Origin of the sequence: Streptomyces sp. AN091965 (genome assembly GCF_022698285.1) — a bacterium.
Taxonomy (GTDB): domain Bacteria; phylum Actinomycetota; class Actinomycetes; order Streptomycetales; family Streptomycetaceae; genus Streptomyces.
In genome coordinates, this window is sequence record NZ_JALDMY010000001.1 from 9,085,475 (window position 1) to 9,110,560 (window position 25,086).

27 protein-coding genes and 1 pseudogene are annotated in these 25,086 nt (G+C 74.1%); 12 read left to right on the plus strand and 16 right to left on the minus strand.

Annotated features, from left to right (window positions below; genetic code table 11):
* Positions 1–31: 31 nt before the first annotated feature.
* The 4 genes from MQV74_RS37360 to MQV74_RS37375 all read right to left on the minus strand — a co-directional run bounded on the left by MQV74_RS37360 (position 32) and on the right by MQV74_RS37375 (position 3,721).
* On the minus strand, positions 32–1,171 hold the full coding sequence (locus tag MQV74_RS37360) for a Gfo/Idh/MocA family protein (RefSeq protein ID WP_242727919.1): 1,140 nt from the start codon (positions 1,169–1,171) through the stop codon (positions 32–34).
* The gene (locus MQV74_RS37365; RefSeq protein ID WP_242727920.1) at positions 1,168–1,911 is read right to left on the minus strand and encodes a sugar phosphate isomerase/epimerase family protein; all 744 of its coding nucleotides are present in this window, start codon (positions 1,909–1,911) and stop codon (positions 1,168–1,170) included. Before MQV74_RS37365 ends, MQV74_RS37360 begins: the two co-directional genes overlap by 4 nt.
* Positions 1,912–2,082: 171 nt before the next feature.
* Positions 2,083–2,586 carry a hypothetical protein gene (locus tag MQV74_RS37370; protein WP_242727921.1) on the minus strand — a complete coding sequence of 168 codons (504 nt, stop codon included), beginning with the start codon at positions 2,584–2,586 and terminating at the stop codon, positions 2,083–2,085.
* Positions 2,587–2,755: 169 nt separating this feature from the next.
* Positions 2,756–3,721 (minus strand): LysR family transcriptional regulator, encoded by a 966-nt coding sequence (locus MQV74_RS37375; RefSeq protein ID WP_242727922.1) that lies wholly within the window; start codon positions 3,719–3,721, stop codon positions 2,756–2,758.
* A gap of 172 nt (positions 3,722–3,893) precedes the next feature.
* Between MQV74_RS37375 and MQV74_RS37380 the strand changes: the two genes are divergently transcribed.
* The 3 genes from MQV74_RS37380 to MQV74_RS37390 are packed head-to-tail and all read left to right on the plus strand — an operon-like array spanning position 3,894 to position 6,720.
* Entirely contained in the window at positions 3,894–4,589 is a 696-nt protein-coding gene (locus MQV74_RS37380; RefSeq protein WP_242727923.1) for a type 1 glutamine amidotransferase domain-containing protein, read from the plus strand.
* A gap of 2 nt (positions 4,590–4,591) precedes the next feature.
* Positions 4,592–5,386, plus strand: coding sequence for a TetR/AcrR family transcriptional regulator (locus MQV74_RS37385; RefSeq protein WP_242727924.1), 795 nt, complete (start codon positions 4,592–4,594; stop codon positions 5,384–5,386).
* 8 nt (positions 5,387–5,394) lie between these two features.
* Complete coding sequence (locus MQV74_RS37390) at positions 5,395–6,720, plus strand: aldehyde dehydrogenase family protein (RefSeq protein ID WP_242727925.1); 1,326 nt, start codon at positions 5,395–5,397, stop codon at positions 6,718–6,720.
* Between the two features lie 79 nt (positions 6,721–6,799).
* On the opposite strand, the gene MQV74_RS37395 is transcribed toward MQV74_RS37390, so the two are convergent.
* On the minus strand, positions 6,800–7,252 hold the full coding sequence (locus MQV74_RS37395) for a nuclear transport factor 2 family protein (protein ID WP_242727926.1): 453 nt from the start codon (positions 7,250–7,252) through the stop codon (positions 6,800–6,802).
* A 154-nt stretch (positions 7,253–7,406) separates the two neighbouring features.
* Here MQV74_RS37395 and MQV74_RS37400 point away from each other — a divergent pair, with 154 nt between their 5' ends.
* Positions 7,407–7,997 carry a PadR family transcriptional regulator gene (locus MQV74_RS37400; RefSeq protein ID WP_242727927.1) on the plus strand — a complete coding sequence of 197 codons (591 nt, stop codon included), beginning with the start codon at positions 7,407–7,409 and terminating at the stop codon, positions 7,995–7,997.
* A gap of 237 nt (positions 7,998–8,234) precedes the next feature.
* On the plus strand, positions 8,235–9,749 hold the full coding sequence (locus MQV74_RS37405) for an amidase (protein ID WP_242729360.1): 1,515 nt from the start codon (positions 8,235–8,237) through the stop codon (positions 9,747–9,749).
* Positions 9,750–9,789: 40 nt separating this feature from the next.
* Here MQV74_RS37405 and MQV74_RS37410 read toward each other — a convergent pair whose 3' ends face one another.
* Together MQV74_RS37410 and MQV74_RS37415 are read right to left on the minus strand one after the other, a co-directional pair.
* Positions 9,790–10,776, minus strand: coding sequence for a fibronectin type III domain-containing protein (locus tag MQV74_RS37410; RefSeq protein WP_374120754.1), 987 nt, complete (start codon positions 10,774–10,776; stop codon positions 9,790–9,792).
* Positions 10,777–10,875: 99 nt separating this feature from the next.
* Positions 10,876–11,469, minus strand: coding sequence for an exonuclease domain-containing protein (locus MQV74_RS37415; protein WP_242727928.1), 594 nt, complete (start codon positions 11,467–11,469; stop codon positions 10,876–10,878).
* Between the two features lie 161 nt (positions 11,470–11,630).
* Between MQV74_RS37415 and MQV74_RS37420 the strand changes: the two genes are divergently transcribed.
* On the plus strand, positions 11,631–12,044 hold the full coding sequence (locus MQV74_RS37420; protein WP_242727929.1) for a nuclear transport factor 2 family protein: 414 nt from the start codon (positions 11,631–11,633) through the stop codon (positions 12,042–12,044).
* Here MQV74_RS37420 and MQV74_RS37425 read toward each other — a convergent pair.
* A complete protein-coding gene (locus MQV74_RS37425) occupies positions 12,017–12,355 on the minus strand; it encodes a DUF3995 domain-containing protein (RefSeq protein ID WP_242727930.1) in 339 nt (112 codons plus the stop codon). The two genes, MQV74_RS37420 and MQV74_RS37425, sit on opposite strands and share 28 nt — an antisense overlap.
* A 68-nt stretch (positions 12,356–12,423) precedes the next feature.
* Between MQV74_RS37425 and MQV74_RS37430 the strand changes: the two genes are divergently transcribed.
* Positions 12,424–12,972, plus strand: a complete 549-nt coding sequence (locus MQV74_RS37430; RefSeq protein WP_242727931.1) for a GNAT family N-acetyltransferase — start codon at positions 12,424–12,426, stop codon at positions 12,970–12,972.
* Between the two features lie 116 nt (positions 12,973–13,088).
* Here MQV74_RS37430 and MQV74_RS37435 read toward each other — a convergent pair whose 3' ends face one another.
* The 5 genes from MQV74_RS37435 to MQV74_RS37455 all read right to left on the minus strand — a co-directional run bounded on the left by MQV74_RS37435 (position 13,089) and on the right by MQV74_RS37455 (position 17,431).
* Positions 13,089–13,529 (minus strand): VOC family protein, encoded by a 441-nt coding sequence (locus MQV74_RS37435; RefSeq protein WP_242727932.1) that lies wholly within the window; start codon positions 13,527–13,529, stop codon positions 13,089–13,091.
* Positions 13,530–13,582: 53 nt separating this feature from the next.
* Positions 13,583–14,077, minus strand: coding sequence for a hypothetical protein (locus MQV74_RS40985; protein ID WP_278194307.1), 495 nt, complete (start codon positions 14,075–14,077; stop codon positions 13,583–13,585).
* Between the two features lie 28 nt (positions 14,078–14,105).
* A complete protein-coding gene (locus MQV74_RS37445; RefSeq protein WP_242727933.1) occupies positions 14,106–14,897 on the minus strand; it encodes an alpha/beta hydrolase fold domain-containing protein in 792 nt (263 codons plus the stop codon).
* 86 nt (positions 14,898–14,983) lie between these two features.
* Positions 14,984–15,772, minus strand: a complete 789-nt coding sequence (locus tag MQV74_RS37450; RefSeq protein ID WP_242727934.1) for an SDR family NAD(P)-dependent oxidoreductase — start codon at positions 15,770–15,772, stop codon at positions 14,984–14,986.
* Positions 15,773–15,937: 165 nt separating this feature from the next.
* Complete coding sequence (locus MQV74_RS37455; protein ID WP_242727935.1) at positions 15,938–17,431, minus strand: MFS transporter; 1,494 nt, start codon at positions 17,429–17,431, stop codon at positions 15,938–15,940.
* A gap of 256 nt (positions 17,432–17,687) precedes the next feature.
* On the opposite strand from MQV74_RS37455, the gene MQV74_RS37460 reads away from it, so the two are divergent.
* Positions 17,688–18,305: a TetR-like C-terminal domain-containing protein gene (locus MQV74_RS37460; RefSeq protein WP_242727936.1), complete on the plus strand. Its 618-nt coding sequence runs from the start codon at positions 17,688–17,690 to the stop codon at positions 18,303–18,305.
* A 320-nt stretch (positions 18,306–18,625) separates the two neighbouring features.
* On the opposite strand, the gene MQV74_RS37465 is transcribed toward MQV74_RS37460, so the two are convergent.
* Positions 18,626–19,795, minus strand: a complete 1,170-nt coding sequence (locus tag MQV74_RS37465) for an alpha/beta hydrolase family protein (RefSeq protein WP_242727937.1) — start codon at positions 19,793–19,795, stop codon at positions 18,626–18,628.
* Between the two features lie 423 nt (positions 19,796–20,218).
* Complete coding sequence (locus MQV74_RS37470) at positions 20,219–20,419, minus strand: hypothetical protein (RefSeq protein ID WP_172381722.1); 201 nt, start codon at positions 20,417–20,419, stop codon at positions 20,219–20,221.
* A 152-nt stretch (positions 20,420–20,571) separates the two neighbouring features.
* Between MQV74_RS37470 and MQV74_RS37475 the strand changes: the two genes are divergently transcribed.
* The 4 genes from MQV74_RS37475 to MQV74_RS37490 are packed head-to-tail and all read left to right on the plus strand — an operon-like array spanning position 20,572 to position 23,973.
* Complete coding sequence (locus MQV74_RS37475) at positions 20,572–21,084, plus strand: RNA polymerase sigma factor (RefSeq protein ID WP_242727938.1); 513 nt, start codon at positions 20,572–20,574, stop codon at positions 21,082–21,084.
* Positions 21,081–21,854 (plus strand): hypothetical protein, encoded by a 774-nt coding sequence (locus tag MQV74_RS37480; protein WP_242727939.1) that lies wholly within the window; start codon positions 21,081–21,083, stop codon positions 21,852–21,854. The genes MQV74_RS37475 and MQV74_RS37480 overlap by 4 nt, the downstream gene beginning before the upstream one ends.
* Before the next feature lie 42 nt (positions 21,855–21,896).
* Positions 21,897–22,949 (plus strand): ROK family protein, encoded by a 1,053-nt coding sequence (locus MQV74_RS37485; protein WP_242727940.1) that lies wholly within the window; start codon positions 21,897–21,899, stop codon positions 22,947–22,949.
* Positions 22,950–22,980: 31 nt separating this feature from the next.
* Positions 22,981–23,973, plus strand: a complete 993-nt coding sequence (locus MQV74_RS37490) for an ROK family protein (protein ID WP_242727941.1) — start codon at positions 22,981–22,983, stop codon at positions 23,971–23,973.
* A 372-nt stretch (positions 23,974–24,345) separates the two neighbouring features.
* Here the strand turns inward: MQV74_RS37490 and MQV74_RS37495 are convergent.
* Positions 24,346–24,665, minus strand: a pseudogene (locus tag MQV74_RS37495) (DAK2 domain-containing protein).
* Positions 24,666–25,086 lie beyond the last annotated feature (421 nt).

Sequence of the window (25,086 nt, forward strand, 5' to 3'; positions counted from 1 at the left end):
GCCCCTCGGCACCAGCGGGACGCGGCAGACGTCAGGGCCCGGTGAGGGTCGCCGCCGTCGGGTCCCAGCCCTCGGGCAGCGGCGCCGGGGGCACGACCTGGGTGGCGAGCGCGGTGAACGCCGACCGCTCGGCGGACTCGGTGATCGCCGTCATGGTCTGGAGGACGTGCAGGGCCAGGGCGCCCGACGCGCGGTGCGTGCTCAGGGTGTCGGGCGCGATCCGCCCGGCGCCGGCACGGATCGCGCGGGCCATGTCCAGGACGCCGAGGCCGCGGCCGTCGGTACGGCCGTGGACGGGCAGCTCGCGCCAGTCGTCGGAGCCGTTCGGCCGCAGCCGCAGCGGGCCGCGGAAGGTGTTCGGGTCCGGCACGGCGAGGGTGCCCTCCGTGCCCGTGACCTCGAAGCGGATGCGCGGCAGCGCGCTGTCGAAGCTGAACGTCGCGTTGGCGCTCGGGCCCGAGGAGAACGCGAGCAGCGCGCTCACGTGCGTCGGCACGTCGACCGGGAACGACTGCCCGGCCCTGGCGCCCGAGCCGACCGTGCGCCGCGCGCGGGCCCGCGCCGCCGTCGCCGCGACCCTCGACACGGGGCCGAACAGCGCCACCAGCGCCGTCAGATAGTACGGGCCGACGTCGAACAGGGGCCCCGCACCGGCCTGGTAGAAGAACGCCGGGTCCGGGTGCCAGGACTCCGGGCCCAGGCTCTGCACCGCCGTCGTCGCCGCCACGGGCGTGCCGATGTGACCGGCCCGGACGGCGCGGAGGGCCGACTGCAGGCCCGCGCCGAGGAACGTGTCCGGGGCGCCGCCGAGCAGCAGCCCGCGCTCGGACGCGTCGGCGATGAGCTTCTCCGCCTCCACGGGCGTCGGCGTCAGGGGCTTCTCGCCGTACACGTGCTTGCCCGCGCGCAGCGCCGCGGCCGCGACCTGTGCGTGCGCCGCGGGCACCGTCAGGTTCACCACGAGCTCGACGTCCGGCTCGGCGAGGACGGTGGGCACGTCGCCGTGCAGCGGTATGCCGTGGGCGCGGGCCGCGGCGGCCGCCCGCTCCCGGTCGAGGTCCGCGACGGCAAGGAGCCGCACGTCGGGGAAGCGGCCCAGGGTCCGCAGGTACTCCGCGCTGATGACGCCCGCGCCGACGACCGCGACGCCGACCGGGCCGCCCGTGCTCACGCCGCCTCCAGGGCGCTGACGTAGACGCGGCTCGCGGCCAGCTCGCCGAGCAGGTCGCCCGCGCACGCGTCGAACTCGACCACCCGCCAGGCGTCCGGGGCCGCCGCGAGGACCTCGGGCACCGGCATGGTGCCGCCGCCGACGGCGACGTTCGGGTCGTCCTTGGTGCCGGGGCCGTCCTTGAGGTGCAGGGCCTCCACGCGGTCGCCGAGGCGGCCGAGGAGCGCGGGCACGTCCGCGCCGCCGACCGCCGCCCAATAGGTGTCGACCTCCAGGAACACGTCCGGGTCGAGCAGCCCGGCGAGCACGTCGAGGGCGTGCTCGCCGTCGAGCCGCGGCTCCACCTCCCACCAGTGGTTGTGGTAGCCGAGCCGCAGCCCGTGCCGGGCGGCCCGTTGGGCGAGGGAGGTGAGGCGGTCTGCGACCCGGGCGAGTCCGTCGCGCGTCGTGAAGTCCTGGTGCGGGAAGCCCGCGGGGACGACGGCGAGGTCGGTGCCGAGCGCCGCGACGGCGTCGAAGACGGGGCCCGGGTCCCCGGCCAGGGCGTGGCCGACGTGCGCGCCGGAGACGGCGAGCCCGAGGCCTTCGGCGATCCGGGCGAGCCCCGGCGCGTCGTCGGTCACGTCGAAGGCCTCCACCGCGCCGTACCCCATCGCCGCGAGGCGCTCCAGCGTTCCCGCCCGGTCGGCGGCGAGCTCGTCGCGCACGGAGTACAGCTGGACGCTGAGCGGTCGTGGCATGGCGGCCCTCCCAATCGGCTGGGAGGACGGTAAGGCGCGCGGGCCGCGTGAACAAGGGCACCGGAGGGACGAGGGCGACCGGTCCGCCACGACGGCAGGCCGGGCCCGAGGGCCCGGCCTGCCGTGGTTCGGGGAGCCGGACCGGCTGCCCGGCTCCAGAGGGGAAGGGGGTCAGAAGCGGCCGCGTACCGTACGGCGGCGCAGGTACCACGCGCCGCCGCCCAGGGCCGAGACGACCAGGGCACCGCCCGCGGCGAGCGTGACCGTGCCGTAGTCCTCGACCGCGCCGCCGAAGCCGCCGCGGACCCCGCGTGCGGGGGCCGTCGTCGACGACGCCGTCGGTGCGCCCGAGACCGTGACGGTCTGCGAGCCCGCCGTCGAACCGTCCTGACAGATCACCACGACCGTATGGGTGCCGGCCGTCACGTTCTGCCAGGAGGCGTTGCCGCCGGCCAGGGTCACCTGCCGGCCCTGGGCGAAGTTGGCCGCGCCGTTGCTGAGCAGTGCGGCCTTGCCCCCGCTGGGACAGGCGGTCGTGGTGGCCTGCACGGTGGTGCCGTTGACGGTCACGGTGATCCCCGGTGCCGCGAGCGCCGCGGGGGCGCTCAGGGCCAGGGGAAGCGCGACGGCGGCGACGGTCAGGCCGGAGCGAAGGGATATCCGGTGAATACGCATGAGTCTGCCCTCCGGCGGCACGGGAGGCGGTACGTTCCGTGCGCCGCCGGAATGGGGGAAGCGCCCGTGCTGCCTGACGACGAGCCAACGTGCCGTCGGGCCGCGCCGCATGCGGACGGCCTCCGGGCAGGTGACGGGATCCTTCGTCCGGCCGACGTCTGACCGGTCGTCACCAGGACGGGGCCGCCTGCAGCAGCCGGTCGCGGACGAGCAGGACGTGCGGGTTGCGCGGCGTGCCCGGGCGCTGCGCGAGGTAGCCGGTGTTGATCGGCGGATCCTCCGGAAGGAGCAGCGGCACCAGTGCGCCCGCGGCCAGCTCCTCCAGACACAGATAGCGCGGCAGGACCGAGATGCCCGCCCCGGCCGCGACCGCCGAGCGCACCCCGCGCAGATCCGGCACCGTCAGGGCGGGCCGCGCGGTCAGGCGTTCGCCGAAGACGTGCCACCAGTAGCGGCGGGCGATCGGCAGGTCGTCGGCGTACGCGACGAGCGGTACCCCGCGCAGCGCGGCGGCGCCGTCGGCCGCGACCCGCTCCGGGCCGATCCGCCGCGCCCACGCGGGCGAGGCGACGAGCACGAACTCCTCGTCGGCGAGCGGCACCGCGCTGAGCGTGCGGCCGCGCAGCCGCATCGTGGAGATCACCAGGTCGAAGCGGCCGCCGCGCAGCCCGTCCAGGAGTTCGTCGGTCAGGCCCACGGTGACCCGCAGGCGCACCCCCTGGTCGGTGAGCGGGGCTAGCGCGGGCAGCACACGGGTGCACACCAGCTCGGCGGGGCCCGCCAGGTGCACCGGGTCCGGCGTCCGCTCGGTGGCCAGCGGGCCGCGGTCGGCCACCGCGGCGAGGGCGTCCAGCGGGCCCGCCACCTGGATGGCCAGCTCGTCGGCGACCGACGTGGGCACGGCCCCGCGGGGCCGCCGCTCGAACAGCTCCCGGCCCAACTGCTGCTCCAGGGACCGGATCTGTGTCGTCACCGTCGGCTGGGACAGGCCGAGCAGCCGTGCGGCCGCGGTGAACGAACCGGAGCGGTGCACCGCGAGGAAGGTGCGCAGCAGCGACAGGTCGAGCGGCGCGCGGGGCGACTGCGGGGCGCCCGCGCCCTCGACGCCCGTGCCATCGGAATTCCTATGGGCCATGCCGGAGATCCTATTGGCCCTCTATGGGAGGCGGGTCTACCGTCGAGGGCGAGACGTACTGACACTTCACGTACGAAACGTCAGCCCGTGCGGTGGCGAACTGTGCGGCAGCAGCTCCGTACAGCAGGAGACCCGCGCGGCACAGATCCGTGCGGCAGCAGAGGAGACAGACATGGCGAAGATCCTGATGGTGGTCACCGGCTCCGCCGTATGGACGCTGGCGGACGGCACCGCGCACCCGAGCGGCTACTGGGCCGAGGAGGTCTCGGCCCCCTGGCAGGCCTTCACCGCGGCGGGCCACGACGTGGTGGTCGCCACGCCCGGCGGCGTCGTACCGACGATGGACCCCGCGAGCCTCGCGCCCGAGCTGAACGGCGGCCAGGAGAACGCCGACGCGATCGCCGCCGACCTGGCGCGCGTCACCGCCCTGCGGCAGCCCGTCGCCCTGGAGGACGTGCGGCTCGACGAGTACGCCGCCGTCTTCTACCCGGGCGGCCACGGCCCGATGGAGGACCTCGCGGTGCACGCCGCCTCCGGTGCCCTGCTGGGCGACGCCCTCGCCTCCGGCAAGCCGCTCGGCATCGTCTGCCACGGCCCGGCGGCGCTTCTCGCCACCGCCGACGAGCAGGGCGGATCGCCCTTCGCGGGGTACCGCGTCACCGCCTTCACCAACGCCGAGGAGACCCAGTCGGGCTTCGCGGACCGTGCCCCGTGGCTGCTCCAGGACCGGCTGGTGGCGCTCGGCGTCGACTTCCAGGAGGGGCAGGCATGGGCCCCGTACGTGGTGGTCGACCGCAATCTGTACACCGGCCAGAACCCGGCGTCGGCCGCGCCGCTGGCCGCTGAGATCGTCAAGGCGCTGGGCTGACCGTGGCCGCCGACCGGCTCTCCGAGGCCCTCGACGCGACGTACGCGTGCCTGAGCAGGTACGGCGTGCGGCGCACCACGGTGGACGACATCGCCCGCGAGATGGGGGTGTCGCGGTCGGCGGTCTACCAGTACGTGCGCGGCAAGGACGACGCGGTCCGCAAGCTCGCCATGCGCCTGCACGACCGGGCGCTCGCCCGGGCCGAGGCCGCAGCCGTCGCCGAGGCCCCGCCCGCCGAGCGCGTCCACGGCATCCTCGCGGCGAAGCTGGACCTGGTCCTCGACCTCACCGGCCGCTCTCCGCACGCCGTGGAACTCCTCGACCCGCGCGCACGCCTCTCCGGCGACATCTGCGACGCGTTCACGGCCCGGCTACGGGCGCTCCTGACGGAGCAGTTCGCGGCGGCGGACCGGGAAGCGGCGGCAGGCCGTGAGACGACGGCAGGCCGTGGAGCGGCGGCGCACCGTGAAGCCACAGCGGGCCGGGAAGCGGCGGTGAACCGGGAAGCGGCGGCGGGCCGGGAAGCGGCCGAGGCCCATGAAGCGGTGGCAGGCCGGGAAGCCGCGGTGGCGGATGGTCGAGCGGCCGCGGGCCGCGACGCCGTCCGGGTCGCCCCGGGAGAGCCTGCCGACACGGCCCCCGCCGCCCCCACCCCCGCACAGTGCGCCGACATCTGTCTCGCCCTCGTCGTCGGCCTCGAAACCGCGCCCGACGCGGCCCGCCTGCTGCGGCCCGCGACGGACGCCCTGCTCACGGGGCTGCTGTCCCACCGCACCCCACCGCTCCGACCCTTGTAGAGGACCTCATGAACGCCCCCGCCCCCGCCGACCCCGCGGCCCTCGTCGCCCGGCTGCGCGCGACCTTCCGCACCGGCAGCACCCGCCCCCTCGACTGGCGCGAGCGGCAGCTCACCCGGTTGCGGGCGCTGCTCAGCGAGCACCGCGACGACTTCGCCGACGCGCTGCACGCGGACCTCGGCAAGCCCCGCGCCGAGGCCTACCGCTCCGAAGTGGACTTCTCGATCCGCGAGATCGACCACACCCTGGAGCACCTGGAGGAGTGGTTGCGCCCGCAGGACGTCGACGTGCGCGGCGTCTTCGGCGAGGCGGCGCGCGCCGGTACGCAGTACGACCCGCTCGGCGTCGTCCTCGTGATCGCGCCCTGGAACTACCCCGCCCAGCTCCTCCTCGTGCCCGTCGCCGGGGCGCTCGCCGCGGGCAACGCGGTCGTCGTCAAGCCCAGCGAGCTGGCCCCCGCCACCTCCGCGCTGATCGCCGAGCTGCTGCCGCGCTACCTGGACACCGACGCCGTGGCCGTCGTCGAGGGCGGGGTGCCCGAGACGACGGCCCTGCTCGCGCAGCGCTTCGACCACATCTTCTACACCGGCAACGGCACCGTGGGCCGCATCGTCATGCGGGCCGCCGCCGAGCACCTCACGCCGGTCACGCTCGAACTCGGCGGCAAGTCACCGGCGTTCGTCGACGCGGGCGTCGACACCGCACAGACCGCACGGCGCCTGGCCCGCGCCAAGTTCGCGAACGCGGGACAGACCTGCGTGGCGCCCGACTACGTCCTCACCGACCCGGAGACCGCCCGCGCGCTCGCGGCCGACCTGGCCGAGGCGGTCGAGGAGCTGTACGGGACGGACCCGGCGGCGTCGGACGCGTACGGGCGCATCGTCAACGAAAGGCACTTCGACCGGCTGTCCGCGCTGCTCGGCTCGGGCCGCGTCGTCACCGGCGGGCAGACCGACCGGGCCGCGAAGTACATCGCGCCGACCGTGCTCGCCGGGGTGCGGCCCGACGAGCCGGTCATGCGGGAGGAGATCTTCGGTCCGGTCCTGCCGATCGTCGAGGTGGCGGACCTGGACGAGGCGATCGCGTTCATCAACGACCGGGACAAGCCGCTGGCCCTGTACGCCTTCACCGACTCGGCGGCCACGCGCGAGCGCATCGCCGCGCAGACGTCGTCGGGAGGCCTCGGCTTCGGGCTGCCGATGGCTCATCTCTCGGTTCCCGAGCTGCCGTTCGGCGGGGTCGGCGAGAGCGGCATGGGCGCCTACCACGGGCCGCACTCGATCGCGGTCTTCAGCCACCGCAAGGCGCGCCTGGACGTGCCGCTCGACGCCTGAGAACGCCTCAGAACGCCTGAGAACGCCGGGGAGTCCGGGAACGCCGGGAAGCCCGGTGCTGTCCCGGTCTCCCCGGGGCTCACCGCCCCTCGGGCAGCGGCGGTACGAGTCCGTCGGCGACCAGGCCCGCGTACACCGCCTGCCCGAGATGCTCCACGGCGGACTGCGGCCGCACCATCACCGTGAACTCCTTGATCCGGCCGTCGTCGTCGACGTGCAGCAGGTCGATCCCGTGGATCTCCTTGCCGCCGACCGTCGCCCGGAAGAGCAGCACCGCCGAGGGGGCCTCGGCCCCGTCGGCACTCGTCTCGGACGTGCCCTCGAAGGACCCGACGTACCGGAAGTCCTCGAAGGTGCGAAGGAGCACGCCGAACAGGCCGAGCACCATCTCGCGGCCCTCGAAGGGGCGGAACTTCACCGGGCTGTAGAAGCGGACGTCCGGGGTGAACAGATCCTCCAAGGCGGCGAGTTCGCGCTTCTCGACGGCGGATCGGAAGCGGTCGACGGCGGACGCGGCAGGGTGCGCGGTCACGGTGGAACCTCCTGAGGGACTGGGGGTGGTGGCGACGCCGGGGCCGGGCCCCGGTCTTCATAGTCAAGAATCTGACTAGTCAGATCGTTGACTATGATGGGGGAGTCGGTCGGTAAAGGGAAGAGGCGACGAGGAGAAGGGGAGGCGGTGGCTCATGGCCCTGCGGCACGCGGTGCTCGCGGCGCTGCTCGACGGCGAGTTCAGCGGCTATCAGCTCGCCAAGGGGTTCGACATCGGTGTCGCCAACTTCTGGCACGCGCTGCCGCAGCAGCTGTACGCCGAGCTGTCGCGCCTGGAGGGCGAAGGCCTGGTCGCCGGGCGCGAGGTGGTGCAGGAAGGGCGCCCGAACAAGCGGCTGTTCACGGTCACGGACGCGGGCGTCGCCGAGCTGGAGCGGTTCGCGGCGGACACCGCCAAGCCGTCGTTCATCCGCGACGACCTGCTGGTCAAGGTGCAGGCCGTCGACGGGGTCGACGCGACCCCGGTGATCGCGCAGCTCCGGGAGCGCGCCCGGGTCGCCGAGGCCAAGACCGAGGTCCTCACCGCGCTCCTGCGACGGCTGCGCGGCGACCTGGACGAGGAGGAGTTCCTGCGCACCGGACGGCGGATCGGACCGTATCTGACGTGTCTGCGCGGGCTCGCCTTCGAGCGGGAGACGCGGGAGTGGTGCGAGCGGTCGGCGGACCTGCTGACGGCGCGGGGCGAGAGGGCCGTGCGGCGGGGGAGCGGCCGGGCGGAGGCCTGAGGCGGCCGTCCCCCGGGGCCCGCGCTCCGTGCCCGGGAGTACGGCCCGTGATGCCCTTGCGCGGGCCCTTCGCCGTGTAGTCGGCTATGCCTCATGAGGAGCACGCGAAGCGCGAGGTGTACGAGAAGCACACGAGGCACAGCGACGACGGGGGCCGCAAAGGGCGTACGGAGGACCGGTGTTGCCACCGTGGCCGCCGCGCTCGTCGCGGGCACGCTCTGGGCGGGGACGCCCGCCGTGCACGCCGAGGACGGCGGCGAGGAACGGGCGTCGGCCGCGGGCCTCGGCGTCGACCTCGACACGGTGACGATCCCGCAGCTCCAGGCGCGGATGGCGAAAGGCTCGCTGACCTCGAAGGCGCTGACCTCCGCCTATCTGCGGCGGATCGACACGGTCGACCCCAGGATCAACGCGGTGCTGCGCACCGACCCGACGGCCCTGCGCCAGGCGGCCGCGAGCGACGAGCGGCACCGCGCGGGCCGCGTCATCGGCCCGCTCGACGGCATCCCCGTCCTGCTCAAGGACAACGTGGACACCCGCGGCATGCCCACGACGGCCGGGTCGCTCGCCCTCGCCGGAAGCCCGCCGGACGCCGACGCTCCGCTGGTGAAGCGGCTGCGGAAGGCCGGGGCGGTGATCCTCGGCAAGACCAATCTGTCCGAGTGGGCCAACTTCCGCGCGGCCAAGCCGACCTCGGGGTGGTCGGCGGTGGGCGGCCAGACCCACAACCCGTACGTCCTGGACCGCAATCCGTGCGGGTCCTCCGCCGGTTCGGGCGCGGCCCTCGCGGCCTCCCTCGCCCAGGTGGCCATCGGCACCGAGACGGACGGCTCCATCGTGTGCCCGGCCGGGATGAACGGCGTGGTCGGGCTCAAGCCCAGCCTGGGCGTGGTCAGTCAGACCGGCGTGGTCCCGATCTCCGCCGAGCAGGACACCGCGGGGCCGATGGCGCGCAACGTCGTCGACACCGCGCTCACGCTCGCGGTCCTCAGCGGCGCCGACGGCGACCGCCCGGCCGTGTCCCAGGGGCTCCCGGACGCGCAGCCGCGCCCGGGCGGCCTGCGCGGCAAGCGCATCGGCCTGTGGCGGCTGCCCGAGCTCGGCCCGGACGTGGACGCCGTGATGACGCGCACCGCCCGGAAGCTGCGGACCGCCGGGGCCGAGGTCGTCGAGGTGACGCCCCCGTACCAGAAGCGGCTCGCGGAGCTCGAATTCCCGGCGCTGCTCAGCGAGTTCCACCGTGACATCGACGCCTACCTCGGCACCCGCAAGGGCCCGCGCGACCTCGCCGGTCTGATCGAGTTCAACCGCTCCCACCCCGCGGAGCGGACCTGCTTCGCCGGGCAGGAGCTGTTCGAGCAGGCGCTCGCGGCGCCGCCCACCACCGATCCCACCTACAAGGCCATGCGCGCCGAGCTGAAGGACCTCTCCCGGCGCTCGATCGACGAGACCCTGGCCGCCCACGACCTCGACGCGATCGCCGCGCCGACGAACCCGCCCGCCTGGACCACTGACTGCAAGCGGGGCGACAACGACGTCATCCCGTCCTCCACCCCGGCGGCCGTCGCCGGCTACCCGTCCCTTTCGGTGCCCGCCGGGACCGTGAAGGAGCTGCCCGTCGGCGTGCTCCTGACCGCGGGCGACCACCAGGACGCGCGCCTCCTGTCGCTGGGCGCCGCGGTGGAGCAGCGCCTGCAGGCCTGGCGCGCCCCGCGCTACCTGCCGACGATCGACTCCGGCAGCACCCGCTGAGGCCGTGCGGTCGCCACCCGCGTGGCGACCGCACGACCCCTCACCGCGTGGTGACCGTGCGCCGGACCGAGAAGGCGCCCCAGGTGCCGTCGGGCAGCTTGGCGCGCAGCCGCACGCGGTGCGTCTCGCCGGGCTCCTTGCCCACGTAGAAGCTGTGCTTCATCCGGCCCCGCGGAACCGTGCCGCCGAAGACGAGCGAGGTGGCGCTCTCCCCGTCGAGATGGATCTGATACTCCGTCACCGAGCCGCCGGTGTGCGGCGGCTTCCAGGACAGGTCGATGTAGTACGCCCCGTCCTTGAGGTGCGTCGTCGCGCGGAGGTCGGCCGGCGCGGTGCCGCGCCCGCTGTCCTTGCTGCCCGAGGTGGTCACGCGCGCGGAGGGGCTCGCGGGCGAGAAGTTGTCGGCGGCGTCCCGCGCCTTCACGCTGAACGTGTACGTCCGGCCCGGCCGCAGCCCCGTGATGAGCGTGTCCGTGGTGCCGCCGCCCACGCTGTGGATCTTCGTCGTGCCCTGGTAGATCTCGTACGAGGCCACGCTCCGGTCGTCCTTCGAGGCACCCCACGACAGGGTCGCGGCGTGCCCGCCCTCGGCCTCGCCGCGCAGGGTGCGCGGACGCGAGGGCGCCTTGGTGTCGGCCGCGACCGCGGCGGGCGTGGTGACCGTCAGCTTCTTGCTGTCCGCACTGAGGTTTCCGTCGGCGTCGCGGGCCCGGACGGAGAAGGTGTACGTGGCGGACGGCCGGAGCCCGGTGATGTCGACCATGTGCTGCGCGGCCGGGACGCGCTTGACGCGGGTGGCTCCCCGGTACACCTCGTACCCGTCGATCTCGGCGCGGCCGGTGGAGCGGTTCCACATCACGTGCACGGACGTGGCGCTGCCCGCCTGCACGGTGACCCCGCGCGGCGCGTCCGGCGGCGCCGCACCCCCGTCCTCCTCACCGCCCCAGGCGCAGGCGCTCAGCAGACAGGCGACGGTGACGGTGAGACAGACGGGCGGCAGATGACGTGTGTGGGGGGTCCGTCGCACGGGTGTGCCTTCCACTCGACGGCAATTGGTCCGGACCAATCTGGCAGGCGTGACCGGGGCACATCAAGAGGTGCGGCGGATCAACCGCCCCGCCGGACCTCAGAGGCAGCCCTCCGGCAGGACGGCTCCGGCGGCCCGGAGGTGTCTGAGAGCCGCCGCGAAGGAGTAGCAGTCGAAGAGCGCCGCGTGCTCGCGCCCGGCGGCGGGCTTGGGCAGCCCGAGCACCTGCCACAGCCGCCCCACGTTCACGCCGGTCGTCGTCGGTGCCAGGGCGTTGATCCAGGGCCGCACGTTCAGGAAGGGGGTGTCGAAACAGCTGCCGTCGATCCGCTCGCCGCGCGCCCGCGCCCAGCCCACGTTCTCCCCGATGACGACCATGTCGTTGCCGTACGAGAGCGCGGTCCGGCCCTTGCAGAACCCCAGGAAGTCACCGATCGCCCGGGCGGGGGAGAGGCCCTCCCGGTCGACCTCCTCCTGCTCGATCCCGGTGAGCTCGGTGAAGAACGCCGAGAGCCGCGGATTGACCACCGGCCGCACCAGCGCCTCGTACTCCTCCACGACCGAGAGGTCCGCGTCCAGGCCCAGCGCCCCGATCTGCACGATCTCCCGCAACTGCCCGGGACCCGACCAGTCGTCCTGAAGTGCTCCGGGCCACGTGGTGAACTCCAGGTCGAAAACCACGAAGGTGGACACAGTGCCGTTCTCCTTGCCCTGCGGGGAGGCCGTGCCGTTCGGCGCGCGGCCGGGTGCTCATCATCGCGGTCCGACGAAGGTGACAGGTTCCCGGAAACCGTCTTCTCCGAGGTCTCGCTGTGATGATCTGGGCGTCCGCGTCCGAATCCAGGGAGGCCGTCATGTCCCCAACGCCGCAGGAGATCTTCGAGCGGTACGTCTACGCCGGAAGCATGACCCACGACGCCGACGCCGTCGCCGAGACCTTCACCGAGGACGGCGTCTTCGAGGCGCCGCTCGTGCCCGCCGACTCCGCCTTCCCCAGGAGGCTGGTGGGCCGCGCGGAGATCCGTACCGCGATGGCGGCGTACTACGAACGGCAGAAGCAGGACGGTCAGGCGCCGAACCTGGAGAAGTCCGGGTACGTGCTGCACACCACCGCCGACCCCGACGTGTTCGTCGCCGAGATCGACACGGTCTTCGACGGGCCCGCGGGGGAGGACGACGTCAGCGTGTCGCTGGTGCAGATCTTCCGTGTCCGCGACGGAAAGATCGCCCGGCTGCGGGACTACTTCGCGCCCGGCCTGGTGACCTGAGGACGCCTGCCGGACCGGCGGGCGGCGAGGCTGAAGGCCAGCCCTCCGGCGATGAACCACGGGTTCCCCAGGGCAAGGGTCCAGGCCCGCTGCTCCTGGCTCACGGAGGCGTCCAGGTGCGCCGCGCCGGTCAGGAGCAGCACTTCGATGCCGACCCCGCGCACCAGCAGGAAGGCGCTGACGGCCCACCCCAGCCGCCGCGCCACCCGGGCGGGAGCGCCCCGCGGTTCGGGCCGGGCGAGCACCCGCGCCAGCAGGGCGCCGCGCGCGGCGGAGACGGCTCCCGGTCGAACCGCGAGGCCCCCTGACACGGCTGGCCGCGCTGGTCGGAGGCGTAAACCGCTGGACAGCCCCCTGGCGCTCAGCGAGCATCACCGCGATGAACAGCGAACTTCTCTCCACACCCCGACGCGTCCGCTTCGTCGAGCTCAGCGCGGTGGCACTGCGGGCGCTTGCCGACGGTGACCTCGCGGGGGGCAGCGCCGAGGCCGGGGTCGCCCTCGACGCGCACTTCGTCGGCGACCGGGCCCGGTCGATCTTCGCCTATCGCGCGGACCAGGTCGTCCGGGACCCGTCGGCCGCGCCGTGGATCACGCGGGCCGCGGTGTCCGTACCGGACGGCACCGTCGTCGGCGACGCCGGGTTCCACGGGCCGCCGGACGCGGCCGGTGCGGTCGAGGTCGGCTACACCGTGGTGCCGGGGCACCGACGCCGGGGCTATGCCCGCGCCATGCTGAAGGCGCTGCTCGTGCGGGCCGCCGCCGAACCCGGTGTCAAGACCGTGCGGGCCACCATCAGGTCCGACAACAGCGCGTCCCTGGCCACCATCGCGGGCTTCGGCTTCACCCGTGTCGGCGAGCGGGACGACGAACGCGGCGGGCTCGTGCTCGTCTTCGAGGTCCCGGCGGATGCCGTGCGGGCCGTGTAGCTGGACGGCCTTCAGCGGGGCGCCTCCCGGGGCACGCCCCCGCCGACGGCCTCTGGACGCTCGCCGCGCAGGCCGGGGGGACCACGTGAACCGGTGTGCCTTCGCCGCTGCCGCTCTCAGTTCAGTTGCTCGGCCAGTCCGACGATGATGCCCTCCGGGCCGCGGAGGTAGCAGAGCAGGTAGCTGTCCTCGAACCGGGCGATCTCGCCGACGAGTTCGGCGCCGTGCGGGCGCAGGCGGGCCACGGTGTCCTTGATGTCGTCGACGGCGAACATGACGCGGTGCGTGCCGAGGATGTTGTGCGGCCGGTTGCGCGGCCCGTCGTCGATCGCCGCGGGGCTGTGGTACTTCGCCAGCTCGAGCCTGCTGTGGCCGTCCGGGGTCCGGACCATCGCGATGTCACAGCGGACGCCGTCGAGTCCGGTGCACTGGTCGGCGAAAGGGCCCTCGACTTCCCCCCTGCCCTCCAGCTCCATGCCGAGTTCCACGAAGAACGCGATGGCGGCGTCCATGTCCTCGACGACGATGCCGACGTTGTCCATCCGCTGAATCGCCATGCCGGTTTCTCCTTCTTCCTGGTGCGGCCGGTGGTGGCCGCTGGTGTCCCTTCTTACCGGTTGGTGTGCAGGGCGGGGACGATGCGCCAGTCCCGTTGGAAGACGAGGTTGTGCAGATCGGCGGCGATGATGGTGCGGAAGGTGGGGAGGAGTTCGGCGGCCTGGGCGGGGGTGAAGACGTTCAGGGGCCATTCGGCAACGGTGGCGCCGCGCAGGTGGGGGTGGTGGAAGCCCGCGTCGTAGTGGGCGTGGAGGGCGAGGGCGGGGAGGCCGGCGCGGACTTGTTCGGGCCAGGTCAGGCGCCAGGTGGCGTAGCTGCCGCCGTGCCGGTCGCGGCGGAGGCCGGTGGCGTGGAGGGTGCCGGTGCCGAGCAGCAGATGGGTGTCGTACTCGGTGAGGGCCTGGCGGGCGGGGCCGTCGAGCAGGTCGGTCGTGGTGGCGAAGACGGCTTCTTTGGCGGGGCGTTCGGTGTGGCCGGCGTGGGTGCCGTCGCGCAGGTCGGTGAAGTGGCGGACGAGGGCCTCGATGGGGGCGGGGGGTGTGGTCATGGCGGGGCGTCCGTTCCAGGAGAGTCGGTCAGGGCAGGTGGCGCAGGGCGTCGGCCAGGCGGGGCAGGAGGCGGCTTTGCGGGTGGAGGAGGTCGGCGTGCGCGGTGTCGGGCGCGTGGACGAGGCGGGCGGGGACGGCCGCGGCCCGCAGGAGGTCGGCGTAGGCGAGGACGTCGTCGGCGACGGGGTCAAGGGCGCCGACGGCCAGCACGGCGGGGGCGACCCCCCGTAGGTCGGGGGCGTCGAACGGCGTGCTGTGCAGGGCCGTGCCGTCGGGCGCGACAGCCGTGGCGGGCCCGGTGCCGCGCCAGGTGCGCCAGGCCCGGCGCAGCGCGGCGGGCTGGGGGAAGGCGGCCGGGTCCCGCAGGTGACTGGGCGTGGCGCAGGCCGGGTCGAGGGGCGGGTAGGCCAGCAACTGGGCGTCCAGGCGGCGGCCGCGGTCGCGTTGTGCGAGGGCGGCGCCCGCGGCCAGGGTGGCCCCCGCGCTGTCCCCGCCGACCGCGATCCGGGCGTCGGTTCGTTCGGCCGCCCAGTCCAGTACGGCGAGGACGTCTTCGAGCGCGGCCGGATGGCGGTGCGCGGGGGCGAGCCGGTAGTCGACGCTCACCACGGTCCATCCGCTCAGGGAGGCGAGGCGGTGGGTGACCGGGTGCCAGTCCGCGGCGGAACCGTACTGCCAGCTCCCGCCGTGCGCCCAGACGAGCCAGCCGCCGGGGCGGGCCTCGGGCTCGTACACGCGGACGGGGACGGGGCTCGGCGCCGGGACGGTCAGCTGCCGCCAGGCGAGGTCGCCCGCGCGGACTGCGCTACTTGTGATCATGGCGGAGGGTCCTCTCGGTGTAAGTGTGTCCATGGGTGCCCGTGTTCGTGCCTGTGTCCGTGTCCGTGTGGCTGATCCTGCGGGGGTCACAGCTGGCGGAGAGCCCCGCCGTCGACGCTCCACTCGGCGCCGGTGACCTGGGCGGCGCGCGGCGAGAGGAGGTAGGCGATCAGATCGGCGACCTGTTCGGGCGCGCCGATGCGGCCGGTGGGCAGGCGGCGCTCGTGCCGGATGAAGTGGTCGACGGCCTGGTCCGCGGGCAGGGAGAAGCGTTCGGCGAGTTGTTCGGCGAAGCCGCCGGGGGCGTCGAAGAGGGCGGTGCGGGTGGGGCCGGGCGAGACGACGTTGGAGCGGACGCCGCTGGCGCCGAGGCTCGTGGCGAGGGACTTGGAGACGGAGAGCAGGGCGGCCTTGGAGGCGGCGTAGTCGGCGATGGTGGCGTCGGGCAGCCGGGCGGCCTCGCTGGCGACGTGCACGACGCTCGCACCGCGCGGGTTGTCCTGGAGCAGGGGCAGCGCGGCGCGGGTGAGGCGGACGGCGGCGTGCAGGTTGAGTTCGAAGGTGGTGTGCCACTGGTCGTCGTCGATGGCGGCGAAGGACGGCTGGGATACCAGGGCGGCGGCGTTGTTGACCAGGCCGTCCAGGCGGCCGTGGGCGGAGCGCACGTGCTCGACGACCCGCTCGGCGGCCGCCGGCTCCGTGAGGTCGGCGGCGAGGAAGTCGGCCTTCGCGGGCACGGCGGCGGCGCCTGTGGTGCCGCGGGCCACGGCGATGACGTGGGCGCCCTCTTCGGCGAGCAGGCGGGCGGTGGCGTGGCCGATGCCGCTGGTGGCGCCGGTGACGACGATGACCTTGTCGGTGAGCTGGAGGTCCATGAACCGCTCCTTCGGAGAAAGGGATGGGGAGGTGACTGTGGGGGTGGGCCTCGGCCTGCCGCGCTCGGCTCTTTGAGCACGGGGGCCGTACCGGGTGCCCGCCGCCGGGTGATGCGTGCCCGCCGCGCCGTCAGGCGTTACGCGCCTGCCGCCCGGCTGCGGTCCTCAGGCCCTCTCGTCCCCGGCCGCCCCGGCCCCCCGCCGCGGCCGGAGGAACACCGCCGCGAACACGACTCCGAGGAGCACGAGGGCGGCGTTGACGGCGATCGCGACCGTGACGCCGTGGTGGACGGCGGAGGCGGTGGCCGCGCCCGTGGTGCCGGCGGTGACGACCGCGGACATGATCGGGGTACCCATGGTGATGCCTACCTGCTGGGACATCGAGGCGAGACCGGTGGCGAGGCCCTGCTCGGCGTCCGGCAGCCCGCTGGTCGCGGTCACCATGAAGCCGACGATGACGAGCATGTTGCCGATGCCGCCGAAGAAGGTGGCGGGCAGCAGCAGGGCGAGGGACGCCCCCGTCGTCGTACCGAGGAAGAGGAGCGCGGCGGTGAACACCGTCTGGACGACGCCGCCCGCCACCAGGGCCGTCAGTGTCGAGCGGCGCGCGATCACCCGGGGCGCGAGGAGCCCGCCGACGACGGTGCCTGCGCCCAGGACGCCGAAGGTGACACCGGCGGCGAGCGGGGTGAAGCCGAGGGTCTTCTGGAGGTAGAGGGTGAGGAGGTAGACCAGCGAGGTCTCGGTGACGAAGGCGAGCAGACCGAGGACATTGCCCCAGGCGACGGTGCGGCGGCCCAGCGTCTTGAGCGGGACGAGCGGCTCGGCGACCTTGCGCTCGACGGCGAAGAACGCGGCGAGCAGGGTGGCGCCCGCGGCGAGGCCGGTCAGGGCGTGGGCGTCGGTCCAGCCGTGTTCGCCCGCCTGGGTGAGGCCGTAGACGAGGGCGAGCAGGCCGAGGGTGACGGTGAGGGCGCCGGGCAGGTCGAGCTTCGGCCGGACCGCCGGCTTGGACTCCTTGATGACGGCGGGGGCGACGACGATCACGGCCAGGGCGACGGGCACGTTGACGAAGAAGGCCCAGCGCCAGGAGAGCAGGTCGGTCAGGACGCCGCCGAGGATCGCGCCGGTGGTGAACCCGGCGGACATCAGGGCGCCGTTGATGCCCAGCGCCTTCTGCCGCAGGGGCCCTTCGGGGAAGGAGGTGGTGAGCAGCGAGAGCCCGGCGGGGGTGGCGGCGGCCGTGGCGAGTCCCTGGGCGACGCGGGCGGCGAGCAGCACCTCCGGGCTGGTGGCCAGGCCGCCGACGAGCGAGGCGAGGCCCAGCAGGGCCAGGCTGCCGATGAAGATCTTCTTCCGGCCGATCAGGTCGCCGATGCGGCCGAAGAAGAGGGTGAAGCCCGCCGCGCTCAGGGCGAAGGTGGTGGCGATCCACTGCAGGTTGGAGAGCGAGAAGCCGAGGCCGTCACCGATGGCGGGCAGGGCGACGTTCAGGATCGAGAAGTCGACGGCCAGCATGAACTGGGCGACCAGCAGCACGGCCAGGGTCAGCTTCAACTCGCCGGTGAGCCGCTGGGGTTGATGCGCAGGCCGGGTCGGAGGTGCGGTGACGTCGGTGCGGCGCGGAGCCGGGCGCGCCGCGAGCTTCGGTGCGGACATGGGAGAGCTTCCTTTCGGCTTCCCGCGACAGCGCGGGAAGTCTTCCTTTCGGCTTCACCGCGGCAGCGCGGGAAGGGCCGACGGCGGCGAGCGCGCAGGGGCAGGACGGAGGGATCCTGAAGCGATCTGCCCTAATGGGTCTGTCGTTCCGTTACGGCTGAGAAGTTAGCACGCCGAAGGCGGTAAGGGAACCAGAGTCCCGATACGATGGGGCGCACGCCGTGAAACACCGCTCGACACCCTTAGGAGGGGACCCATGCCAGACGCCCCGGCCCCCGGCACCGTCCGGCCGGGCGGACGCACCGCTCGCGTACGCGAGGCCGTCCTGCGGGCGGCCGGTGACGCGCTGGCCGCCGACGGGTTCGACGCGCTCGACCTCACCGAGATCGCGAGCCGCGCGGGCGTCGGCAAGACCACGGTCTACCGCCGCTGGGGCACCCCCGGCGCGCTCGCCGCCGACCTGCTGGCCGACATGGCCGAGCAGTCGCTGCGGCGCGCCGACACCGGCAGCCTGGACGGGGACCTCGGGGCGAACGCCCGGCTCGTCGTGAAGACCCTCACCGACCCCCGGCAGGGCCGCCTGTTCACGGCGCTGATCGCCGCGTCCCTCTGCGACGACCAGGCCGCGCAGGCCCTGCACCGCTTCTACGAGGTGCGCATCGAGGAGTGGTCCGGCTGCGTCCGCGACGCGATCGCGCGCGGTGAACTCCCCGCCGGCACCGACCCGCACGCCGTCGTCGCCGCCGTCTCGGCACCGCTGTACTACGCCCTGCTCAACCGGGGACGGACCGTGACCGAGGCCGACGCGGACGCGGCAGCGCGGGCGGCGGCCACCGCGGCGCGGGCGGGGGTCTGGGCTCCGTCGCCGGAGTGACGCCGACGGGGCCGGGCGCGGCGCACGGACCCGAACGGACCCGAACGGTGCGGCCGTTTCCCCTGGTGGACGCGTGGCGTGGGACACGGAGGGCCGAACGGTTCCGAAGGATCCGGTCGCGCTGAGCCGCGCCGGTCCGGACGAGGAAGCGCTGCTCCGGGCCGGGCGCGTGGCCTGGAGTCGCGCCGCGTAAGGCCGCGGGCCTCGTCGCCTGGGGTACCCGCGGTCTCCTGGCCCCTCGACGCGCGCCGCCGCCACGTATGCCTGTTGCGGAGCCCGTCGTCGAGGGGCCGTGGGGCGGTGGTGCCGACCAGTCGGCCTCAGCGCGGTGTGTGCTGGAAGACGACCTCGGGGTTGGCCGCGCTCGGCCCGTCGAACAGCGGTGTGTGCCGGTGGCGCAGCCACGCGTCGAAGAACGCCCTCGTGTAGTCCCGTGTGATCTCCGCGGCCCGCCTGCCCGGCAGGCCCTCGGGGTCGTCCTCGCCCAACTGCCCGGCCAGCGGCGCCAGATCGGTGAACGCGAAGTGGTCCGCGCCGGACAGCGTGAGCCACCGCTTCCAGCCTTCGAGGCGCTTCCAGATCACGTCCCAGCTGCCGTCCTCGCCGCCGGGGCTGTGGTCGGCCTCGGTGCCCATCATCAGGAAGGGGCGGCCGGACAGGCCGGACTCGTCACCGCTGTCGACGAAGGGGCCGTCCATGTTGACTCCGGCCCGTACGCGAGGGTCCCGCGCCATGGTGGCCGCGGCCGCGGCACCGCCCAGGGAGTGCCCGCCGACGGCGATCCTGTCCTTGTCGATGCGGTCCGCGTACTTCCACGGCGAGGTCTTCCCGACCAACCGGTCCAGGACGAAGCGGAGGTCCTTGGCGCGCCCCTCCGCGGCGGGCCGGAAGGTGGTGGGGCCGATCTTCCCGCACGCCGTGCACGGCAGGATGCCCTTGCCGGGGAAGGCGACCCCCGCGGCCTCGTAGGCGTGGTCGACCACCGCGACGACGTAACCGCGGCTGGTCAGGTCCTCGGCCAGACCGGTGAGGACGGCACCCGGCGTCCTGAAGCCCGGTGAGAGCACGACCAGCGGGTACGTCCCGGACCTGGCCCTGGCGCCCGCGAACGCATGGGTGCGGGTGGTGCTCAGGACCGCGGCGGGGAGCTCCACCTCCATCTCCGTGAGGAAGGCCCGGGCGCCCTCGGTGCTCATGTACGGAGCCGGTGTACCGGTCGCCCTCCGCGCCGGGTAGTACAGCGACACCATCAGCTCGCGGGCGCCCGCCTCGGGCACCCACGGGTCGCGGCGGGTCTTGTCGACGAGGTGCAGCGAGTCCCGGCCCACCGCGTACGCACCGGTGGGAGCGGGAAGCGCGAGCCGCGCCTCCTGCTTCCCGCCCCCGTCGGCCGTTCCGGATGCCGCGATGGCGATTCCGGAGCCACCGGCGGACAGCGCGACCGCACCGGCCAGCAGGACGGCAACGGCTCCACGACGACGTGAGGACATGTCCACGACCCTTCTCTCGGTGGCCGTGCACAGGGCTGTCGGCCTCGGTGGAACCACCGTAGAAACGTCGGATCCGCAGGGAATCACGCCGCGGAGCCAACCCGCGAAGTAGCCCTGGAGAGCCAGGCCGTGGCCCGGCGAAGAACAGCCGCGGACGGCCCGCGGGGCGGGTGAACGTGGCGGCGCCGCCGGGCGCCCCGGTCGACGAGCTGCTGGGCGGGATCGGCCGGCCGACCGACGAGCCGTGGACGCCTCTCCGCCCCGACCTGACGCGGCCGGTCGAGGGCCCCGGCGTGCGCATCGAGGACATCGGTCCCGAGCGGGCGCACCTGCGGGCCACCCCGCACCGGGCCTCGTTCGACGGGTCGACGTTCACGCCCGAGGTCCGGGACCGGTGCCGGGATGCCTGGGCCGGGTGGGCCCCTACAGGAAGTACAGCGCCGCCAACACCACGGCAAGGACCCCCGCGAGCACCGCGATCAGCGCCGACGACGTCAGCACATAGGCCCCGCCCACGCCCATGGCCGTGCCGTTGACGAGCTTCACGACCTCGGCGGGGGAGGGGCGGCGGGAGCGCCGGTCCGCGTTGTCGTCCTCGTGCCGTGTACGGGTCTTCCACTTCATGAGTGCCCTGCCTCCTTCACGCTTGTCAAAAGGGGGCGATTTTGAGCCGTCGGCGTGCAACTCCTGCCGCGCAGAGGGAAAGTGCCGCCTTCCTTGCACGCGAACGGCCTCCGGAGGGACCTATAGGGAGACCGACCCGAGGAGGTGGCTGCGTGAGCCCTCTAGGTGTCCACGGGGCCGTCCCACCGGAGTTCTCCGAGTTCTTCCGAGCGGAATACCCCCGCCTCGTCCGCGGCCTGGCCGCGGCGGGGGCCACAGTGGAGGAGGCCAAGGACGTCGCGCAGGAGGCCATGCTCGAACTCGCGGGCATATGGCCGAACTGCCGCCGCCCGTACGGCTGGGTCCGCAAGGTGGCCTGGCACAAGTACCTGAAGATCGCGGAACGCGACCGCAAACGGACCAACGGCGAGTGGCAGGCCTGCCTGCACCCTCCGGCCGTCCACGACTACGACGACCCGGACGAGAAGGAATGGGTGCGGCAGCGGCTGCTCGAACTGCCGCCGCGGCAGCGGGCCGTGGTGGCCCTCTACGTGGACGGCTACTCCACGGACGAGATCGGCGAACTGCTCAAGATGGAAGTGAGCACGGTGCGCAGCCACTTGAGACACGCCCGGACCGCGCTGCGGCGCAGCATCGAGGGCGACCAGCCGGAAGGCGGGCCGTGACCGCCGTGCCCATGAAGAACGAGAAGGAGGAGGCGCACATGCGCATGGGGGACAGCCGGAATCCCACGTCGATCCGTGTCAGCCCGCCGCCTCGGACGGGCGCCGAACTGAAGGTGCACCCCGCGTTCGAACGGTATCTCCAGGGGATCCGGTCCGAGGTCGACGCGGACCTCACGTCGGACGAGGTGGAGGCCCGGCTGCGGACGGTCCTGGACGCGCACGCGCGCGGCCGGGGCGGGGCACGCGAACTGGAGGCCTACACCTCCGACTTCGGCGCCCGCGCCGACTGGGTGGTCTACGGCCTCCAGATCGTCCAGCTCTGGCTCGCGGCGATCGCGACGTCCGGGTACGCGGGGGCCGGGCCGCGCCGCGACGAGGTCGGCGACCTCGTCGTGGAGACGGTGGCACGAGCGGTGAACACCTTCCGCGACCAGCTGGAACGGCCGGAGAGCGCGCTCCCGCCCTGCACGGCGGGCACGGAGGCGAAGGCCGCGTTCCTCACGGAGTGCGTGCGGCACCTGCCCTACGCCTACCGGGCGAGCAGGCTCATCGACATCGGCGCGCCGGACGACGCGTTCCAGGACACGGGCGAGCCGCGCCTCGTCCAGCGGGTGGGGGCGGCCGCGACCGCCGAGGGCGGGGCGCGGCTGCGCCGCGTCGGAGGCATCGAGGAGTACGACATGGACGAGGTGGTCGCCCTGACCCGGCGCGCGGTCCGCACCGCGGTCGAGCGCCACCCCGAGATCGTCGGCCCCGGCTTCCCGCCCTGACCCGCCCGCACACGGCAGAGACCACCCGGGGGGGATCGGACCATGGACGGATACGACGCGAAGGTGCGGCGGGTCCTTCGGCGGTCGTACGAACTCGACCACGGACACTACGCGATAGGGATCGAGGTGCTCCCGTACAAACTCGCCGGTGTCATCGTCACCAGCGAGGGAGTGGTGACCGCCCGGTCCCGGACGGACCTGTCCGACATGGAGCCCGAGGCGGTCGTCCAGCGCGCGGCCGCGCTGATCCGCTCCCTCGCCGACAGCAAGCTGGGTCGCTCCTTCCCCGGGAACCGGGTGTGCGTCGGCGTCCAGGTCGGCGGGCCCGTCGACGCGGACACGGGCCTGGTGCGGCACCTGGTCAACGGACCCGACGACCACGGGACGGAGAAGCCGCCCCCGTACGAGTGGGTGGAGTTCCCGCTCGGTCCCCGGCTCATGGCCGCCACCGGCTGGGACACCGTCGTCGAGAACGACGCGCACGCCTTCGCCGCCTACGAACAGACCCTCGGGGTGGGGCGCCGCGCGGACACCTTCGGCGTCGTCCTCGTGCGCGACGGCGTGGGCGCGGGCATGGTGGTGCGGCGCGAACGCCTCAGCGTGCCCATGGAGTTCGGCCACCTGCGGGTGTGGCCGCAGGGGCGCGTCTGCGACTGCGGCATGCGCGGCTGCATCGAGAGCCAGGTAGGCAACCGGGCGCTGTCCGGGGCGATCAAGGACATCACGGGCCGTGAACTGGACGGCCTGGAAGCGGCGGTGGACCTCGCCGACGGCGACGACCCGCACGCCCTGGCGGCGGTCGCCGCCTTCCGCAAGGCGGGCACCTCGGTCGCCCGCGGACTCGCGCATCTGCTGACCCTGTTCGGCCCGAGCCACGTCGTCCTGTACGCCGCCGACAGCCTGCTCATCAGCGGCCGCGGCCACCGCGCGGCGAACGCGTTCCTGAGCGCGGTCGGCACGTACCGCTCGTACGCCTTCCACGACAACCGCGACTGCCACCTCGTCACCAAGCCACTGGTCGCCGACCGGGGCGCGCACGGCGCGGCCCTCATCGCGCTGCAGAACTGCTTCGGAGTGCGGCTCCAACCCCACTGAGCGCCGCCCCACCCCCTTAGGAGAAGACCCCATGGATCCCTTTCCCTCCCTTCCCTCCCTCGGGCCGTCCGCCCGTCTGTTCGTCGGGCTCGACGTCGGCGGTACGAAGATCGCGGCCGGAGTCGTCGACGCCGACGGGCACGTCGTGGAACGCGTGCCCGCGGTGCCGTGCCCCGCGGCCGACCAGGAAGCGATGCTGAAGACGGCCGTACGGCTGATCGAGGCGCTGCGCTCCCGGCATCCCGGTGTCGCGGGTGTCGGGGTGGGCGTGGCCGGGCTCGTCGACTGGCCCGGCGGCCGCGTCCGCACGGCCCCCAACAGCGCGTTCCGCGACGCGCCGCTGCGCGCACTGCTGGCGGACGCGACCGGCCTGCCGACCGTGGTCGACAACGACGCGAACACCGCGTGCTGGGCCGAGTACCACCTCGGGCACAGCGCCTCCTACATGGCGTTCGTCACCGTCGGCACCGGCGTGGGCGGCGGCCTGGTCCTCGACGACCGGCTCTTCCGCGGAAGGACCGGCATCGGCACCGAGATCGGGCACATGATCGTCGACCCGCACGGGAGCGCGCGCTGCGGCTGCGGCACCGTCGGCTGCCTGGAACCCCTGGCCTCCGGCCCGGCACTGGCGCGCTACGCCGCACCGGCGGCGGGGCACACCACGGGTCGGCCCGCCGTCACGGGCGAGGACGTCACCGCCGCCGCCCAGGCCGGGGACCCCGCCGCGCGGTCGCACCTCGCCCGGGTCGGCCACTGGCTCGGCATCGGCATCGCGACCCTCGTGAACCTCTTCGACGTCGAGCTGGTCGTCCTCGGCGGCGGCGTCGCCGATGCCGGTGAACCCCTGCTCACCCCGGTGCGCGCGAGCTTCGAGCGCTACGTCACCGCGCGCGCCCACCGCGCCCTGCCGGACGTCCGGTTGACCCGCTGCGGCCCGGGGGCGGGGTGGGTCGGCGCCGCGCTCCTCGCCCGTGACGGCTTCTGCCCGCACCGCCTGGAGGCCGAGCGCACGGCGGTCGGCTGAACTCCGCCGGGCGTCACGCCTTCCGGTAGCCGTACACCTCCTGGGCCACCGCCGCCACGGCGGTGAGGCCCGCCGACGCGCCGGTCCGCGTGCTGGCCCGGGTCCCGGGCGGCGTCACTCACCGGGCGCCTCCCCGGTGGCGGTGGCTTCGGCGGCGTCGGCGGTGCCGCCCGCCGGAGCGACGGGGGGGGGGCAGTGCCGCCGCCGCTCGCGAGAGCCCGGGCGAGGGCCGCGACGGACTCGGCCACGGCGGCGCTGTGGGAGACGAGCACGATGCCGACGCGCCGGTCCGCGTGCTGGCCCGGGTCCCGGGCGGCGTCACTCACCGGGCGCCTCCCCGGTGGCGGTGGCTTCGGCGGCGTCGGTCAGGGCCTAGAACAGCAGGGCCGACGAGGCCGCCCCCCGGTCCTGGTGGCCGACGCTGCGCGCGCTCAGACAGCTCGCCCTGCCCTCGCGGGCCTGGAGCGGGACCGTCGCCGACGCCCCCTGGCGGGCCGCTTCCCGGGCCGCCGCGGCCACCCCCGCACGTAGCGCGGCGTCGAACTCCGCCTCGCTGACCTGCGGCGCTTCGCCGAGCGCCGTGCCCGTGCGGCGCCGATCGGCGAGTCCAACGCGGTGAGCCGGTCCGCCTCCCGGTCCACGGCCGCCGCGGCCGAGGCCAGCCAGCGGCGGAAGAAGTCGGCGTCGAGCACGGAGCCTCGTCGCGTCGGGGGTTCGCGGGACGTTGCCGCGCCGGGCGGACGCGGGTACGGGTGTGTCACGCCCCAGCGCAGCGCCGCCGTGCGCACCGGCGCGTCCCACAGCCGCGGCAGCTCCCCCCGAGCCCCCGCCGGAGACCACCGCGGCCTTCCCCGCGACGGGCGCGTCCCCCGCACGACCACCCGGGAGCAGGACGACGCCGAGCACGGCGGTCCACAGGTAGGACAGGGAGAAGAAGAACATGCTGGGGAGCTCACCGGGGGCGAGCCATCCTCGGTTGGAGAGAAGTCGGGATCCCACGCCCACACGTCCCCCTGGAGGAAGCAGCCTTGGCCGGCCCGGATCGCCGGCTCCGGATCATGCGCGGCCGCCAGTGCCGCGGCGTCCGAGCGGCCCGTGGGTACCGGTCCCACC

Excerpts from the sequence above, each read along its gene's own strand:
- MQV74_RS37460 (WP_242727936.1), top strand. The coding sequence starts at position 17,688 with ATGCCAGACGCCCCGGCCCCCGGCACCGTCCGGCCGGGCGGACGCACC.
- MQV74_RS37485 (WP_242727940.1), top strand. The coding sequence starts at position 21,897 with ATGGACGGATACGACGCGAAGGTGCGGCGGGTCCTTCGGCGGTCGTAC.
- MQV74_RS37430 (WP_242727931.1), top strand. The coding sequence starts at position 12,424 with ATGAACAGCGAACTTCTCTCCACACCCCGACGCGTCCGCTTCGTCGAG.
- MQV74_RS37465 (WP_242727937.1), bottom strand. The coding sequence starts at position 19,795 with ATGTCCTCACGTCGTCGTGGAGCCGTTGCCGTCCTGCTGGCCGGTGCG.
- MQV74_RS37400 (WP_242727927.1), top strand. The coding sequence starts at position 7,407 with ATGGCCCTGCGGCACGCGGTGCTCGCGGCGCTGCTCGACGGCGAGTTC.
- MQV74_RS40985 (WP_278194307.1), bottom strand. The coding sequence starts at position 14,077 with ATGACCACACCCCCCGCCCCCATCGAGGCCCTCGTCCGCCACTTCACC.
- MQV74_RS37375 (WP_242727922.1), bottom strand. The coding sequence starts at position 3,721 with ATGGCCCATAGGAATTCCGATGGCACGGGCGTCGAGGGCGCGGGCGCC.
- MQV74_RS37490 (WP_242727941.1), top strand. The coding sequence starts at position 22,981 with ATGGATCCCTTTCCCTCCCTTCCCTCCCTCGGGCCGTCCGCCCGTCTG.
- MQV74_RS37450 (WP_242727934.1), bottom strand. The coding sequence starts at position 15,772 with ATGGACCTCCAGCTCACCGACAAGGTCATCGTCGTCACCGGCGCCACC.
- MQV74_RS37470 (WP_172381722.1), bottom strand. The coding sequence starts at position 20,419 with ATGAAGTGGAAGACCCGTACACGGCACGAGGACGACAACGCGGACCGG.
- MQV74_RS37370 (WP_242727921.1), bottom strand. The coding sequence starts at position 2,586 with ATGCGTATTCACCGGATATCCCTTCGCTCCGGCCTGACCGTCGCCGCC.
- MQV74_RS37390 (WP_242727925.1), top strand. The coding sequence starts at position 5,395 with ATGAACGCCCCCGCCCCCGCCGACCCCGCGGCCCTCGTCGCCCGGCTG.
- MQV74_RS37455 (WP_242727935.1), bottom strand. The coding sequence starts at position 17,431 with ATGTCCGCACCGAAGCTCGCGGCGCGCCCGGCTCCGCGCCGCACCGAC.
- MQV74_RS37445 (WP_242727933.1), bottom strand. The coding sequence starts at position 14,897 with ATGATCACAAGTAGCGCAGTCCGCGCGGGCGACCTCGCCTGGCGGCAG.
- MQV74_RS37420 (WP_242727929.1), top strand. The coding sequence starts at position 11,631 with ATGTCCCCAACGCCGCAGGAGATCTTCGAGCGGTACGTCTACGCCGGA.
- MQV74_RS37435 (WP_242727932.1), bottom strand. The coding sequence starts at position 13,529 with ATGGCGATTCAGCGGATGGACAACGTCGGCATCGTCGTCGAGGACATG.
- MQV74_RS37380 (WP_242727923.1), top strand. The coding sequence starts at position 3,894 with ATGGCGAAGATCCTGATGGTGGTCACCGGCTCCGCCGTATGGACGCTG.
- MQV74_RS37365 (WP_242727920.1), bottom strand. The coding sequence starts at position 1,911 with ATGCCACGACCGCTCAGCGTCCAGCTGTACTCCGTGCGCGACGAGCTC.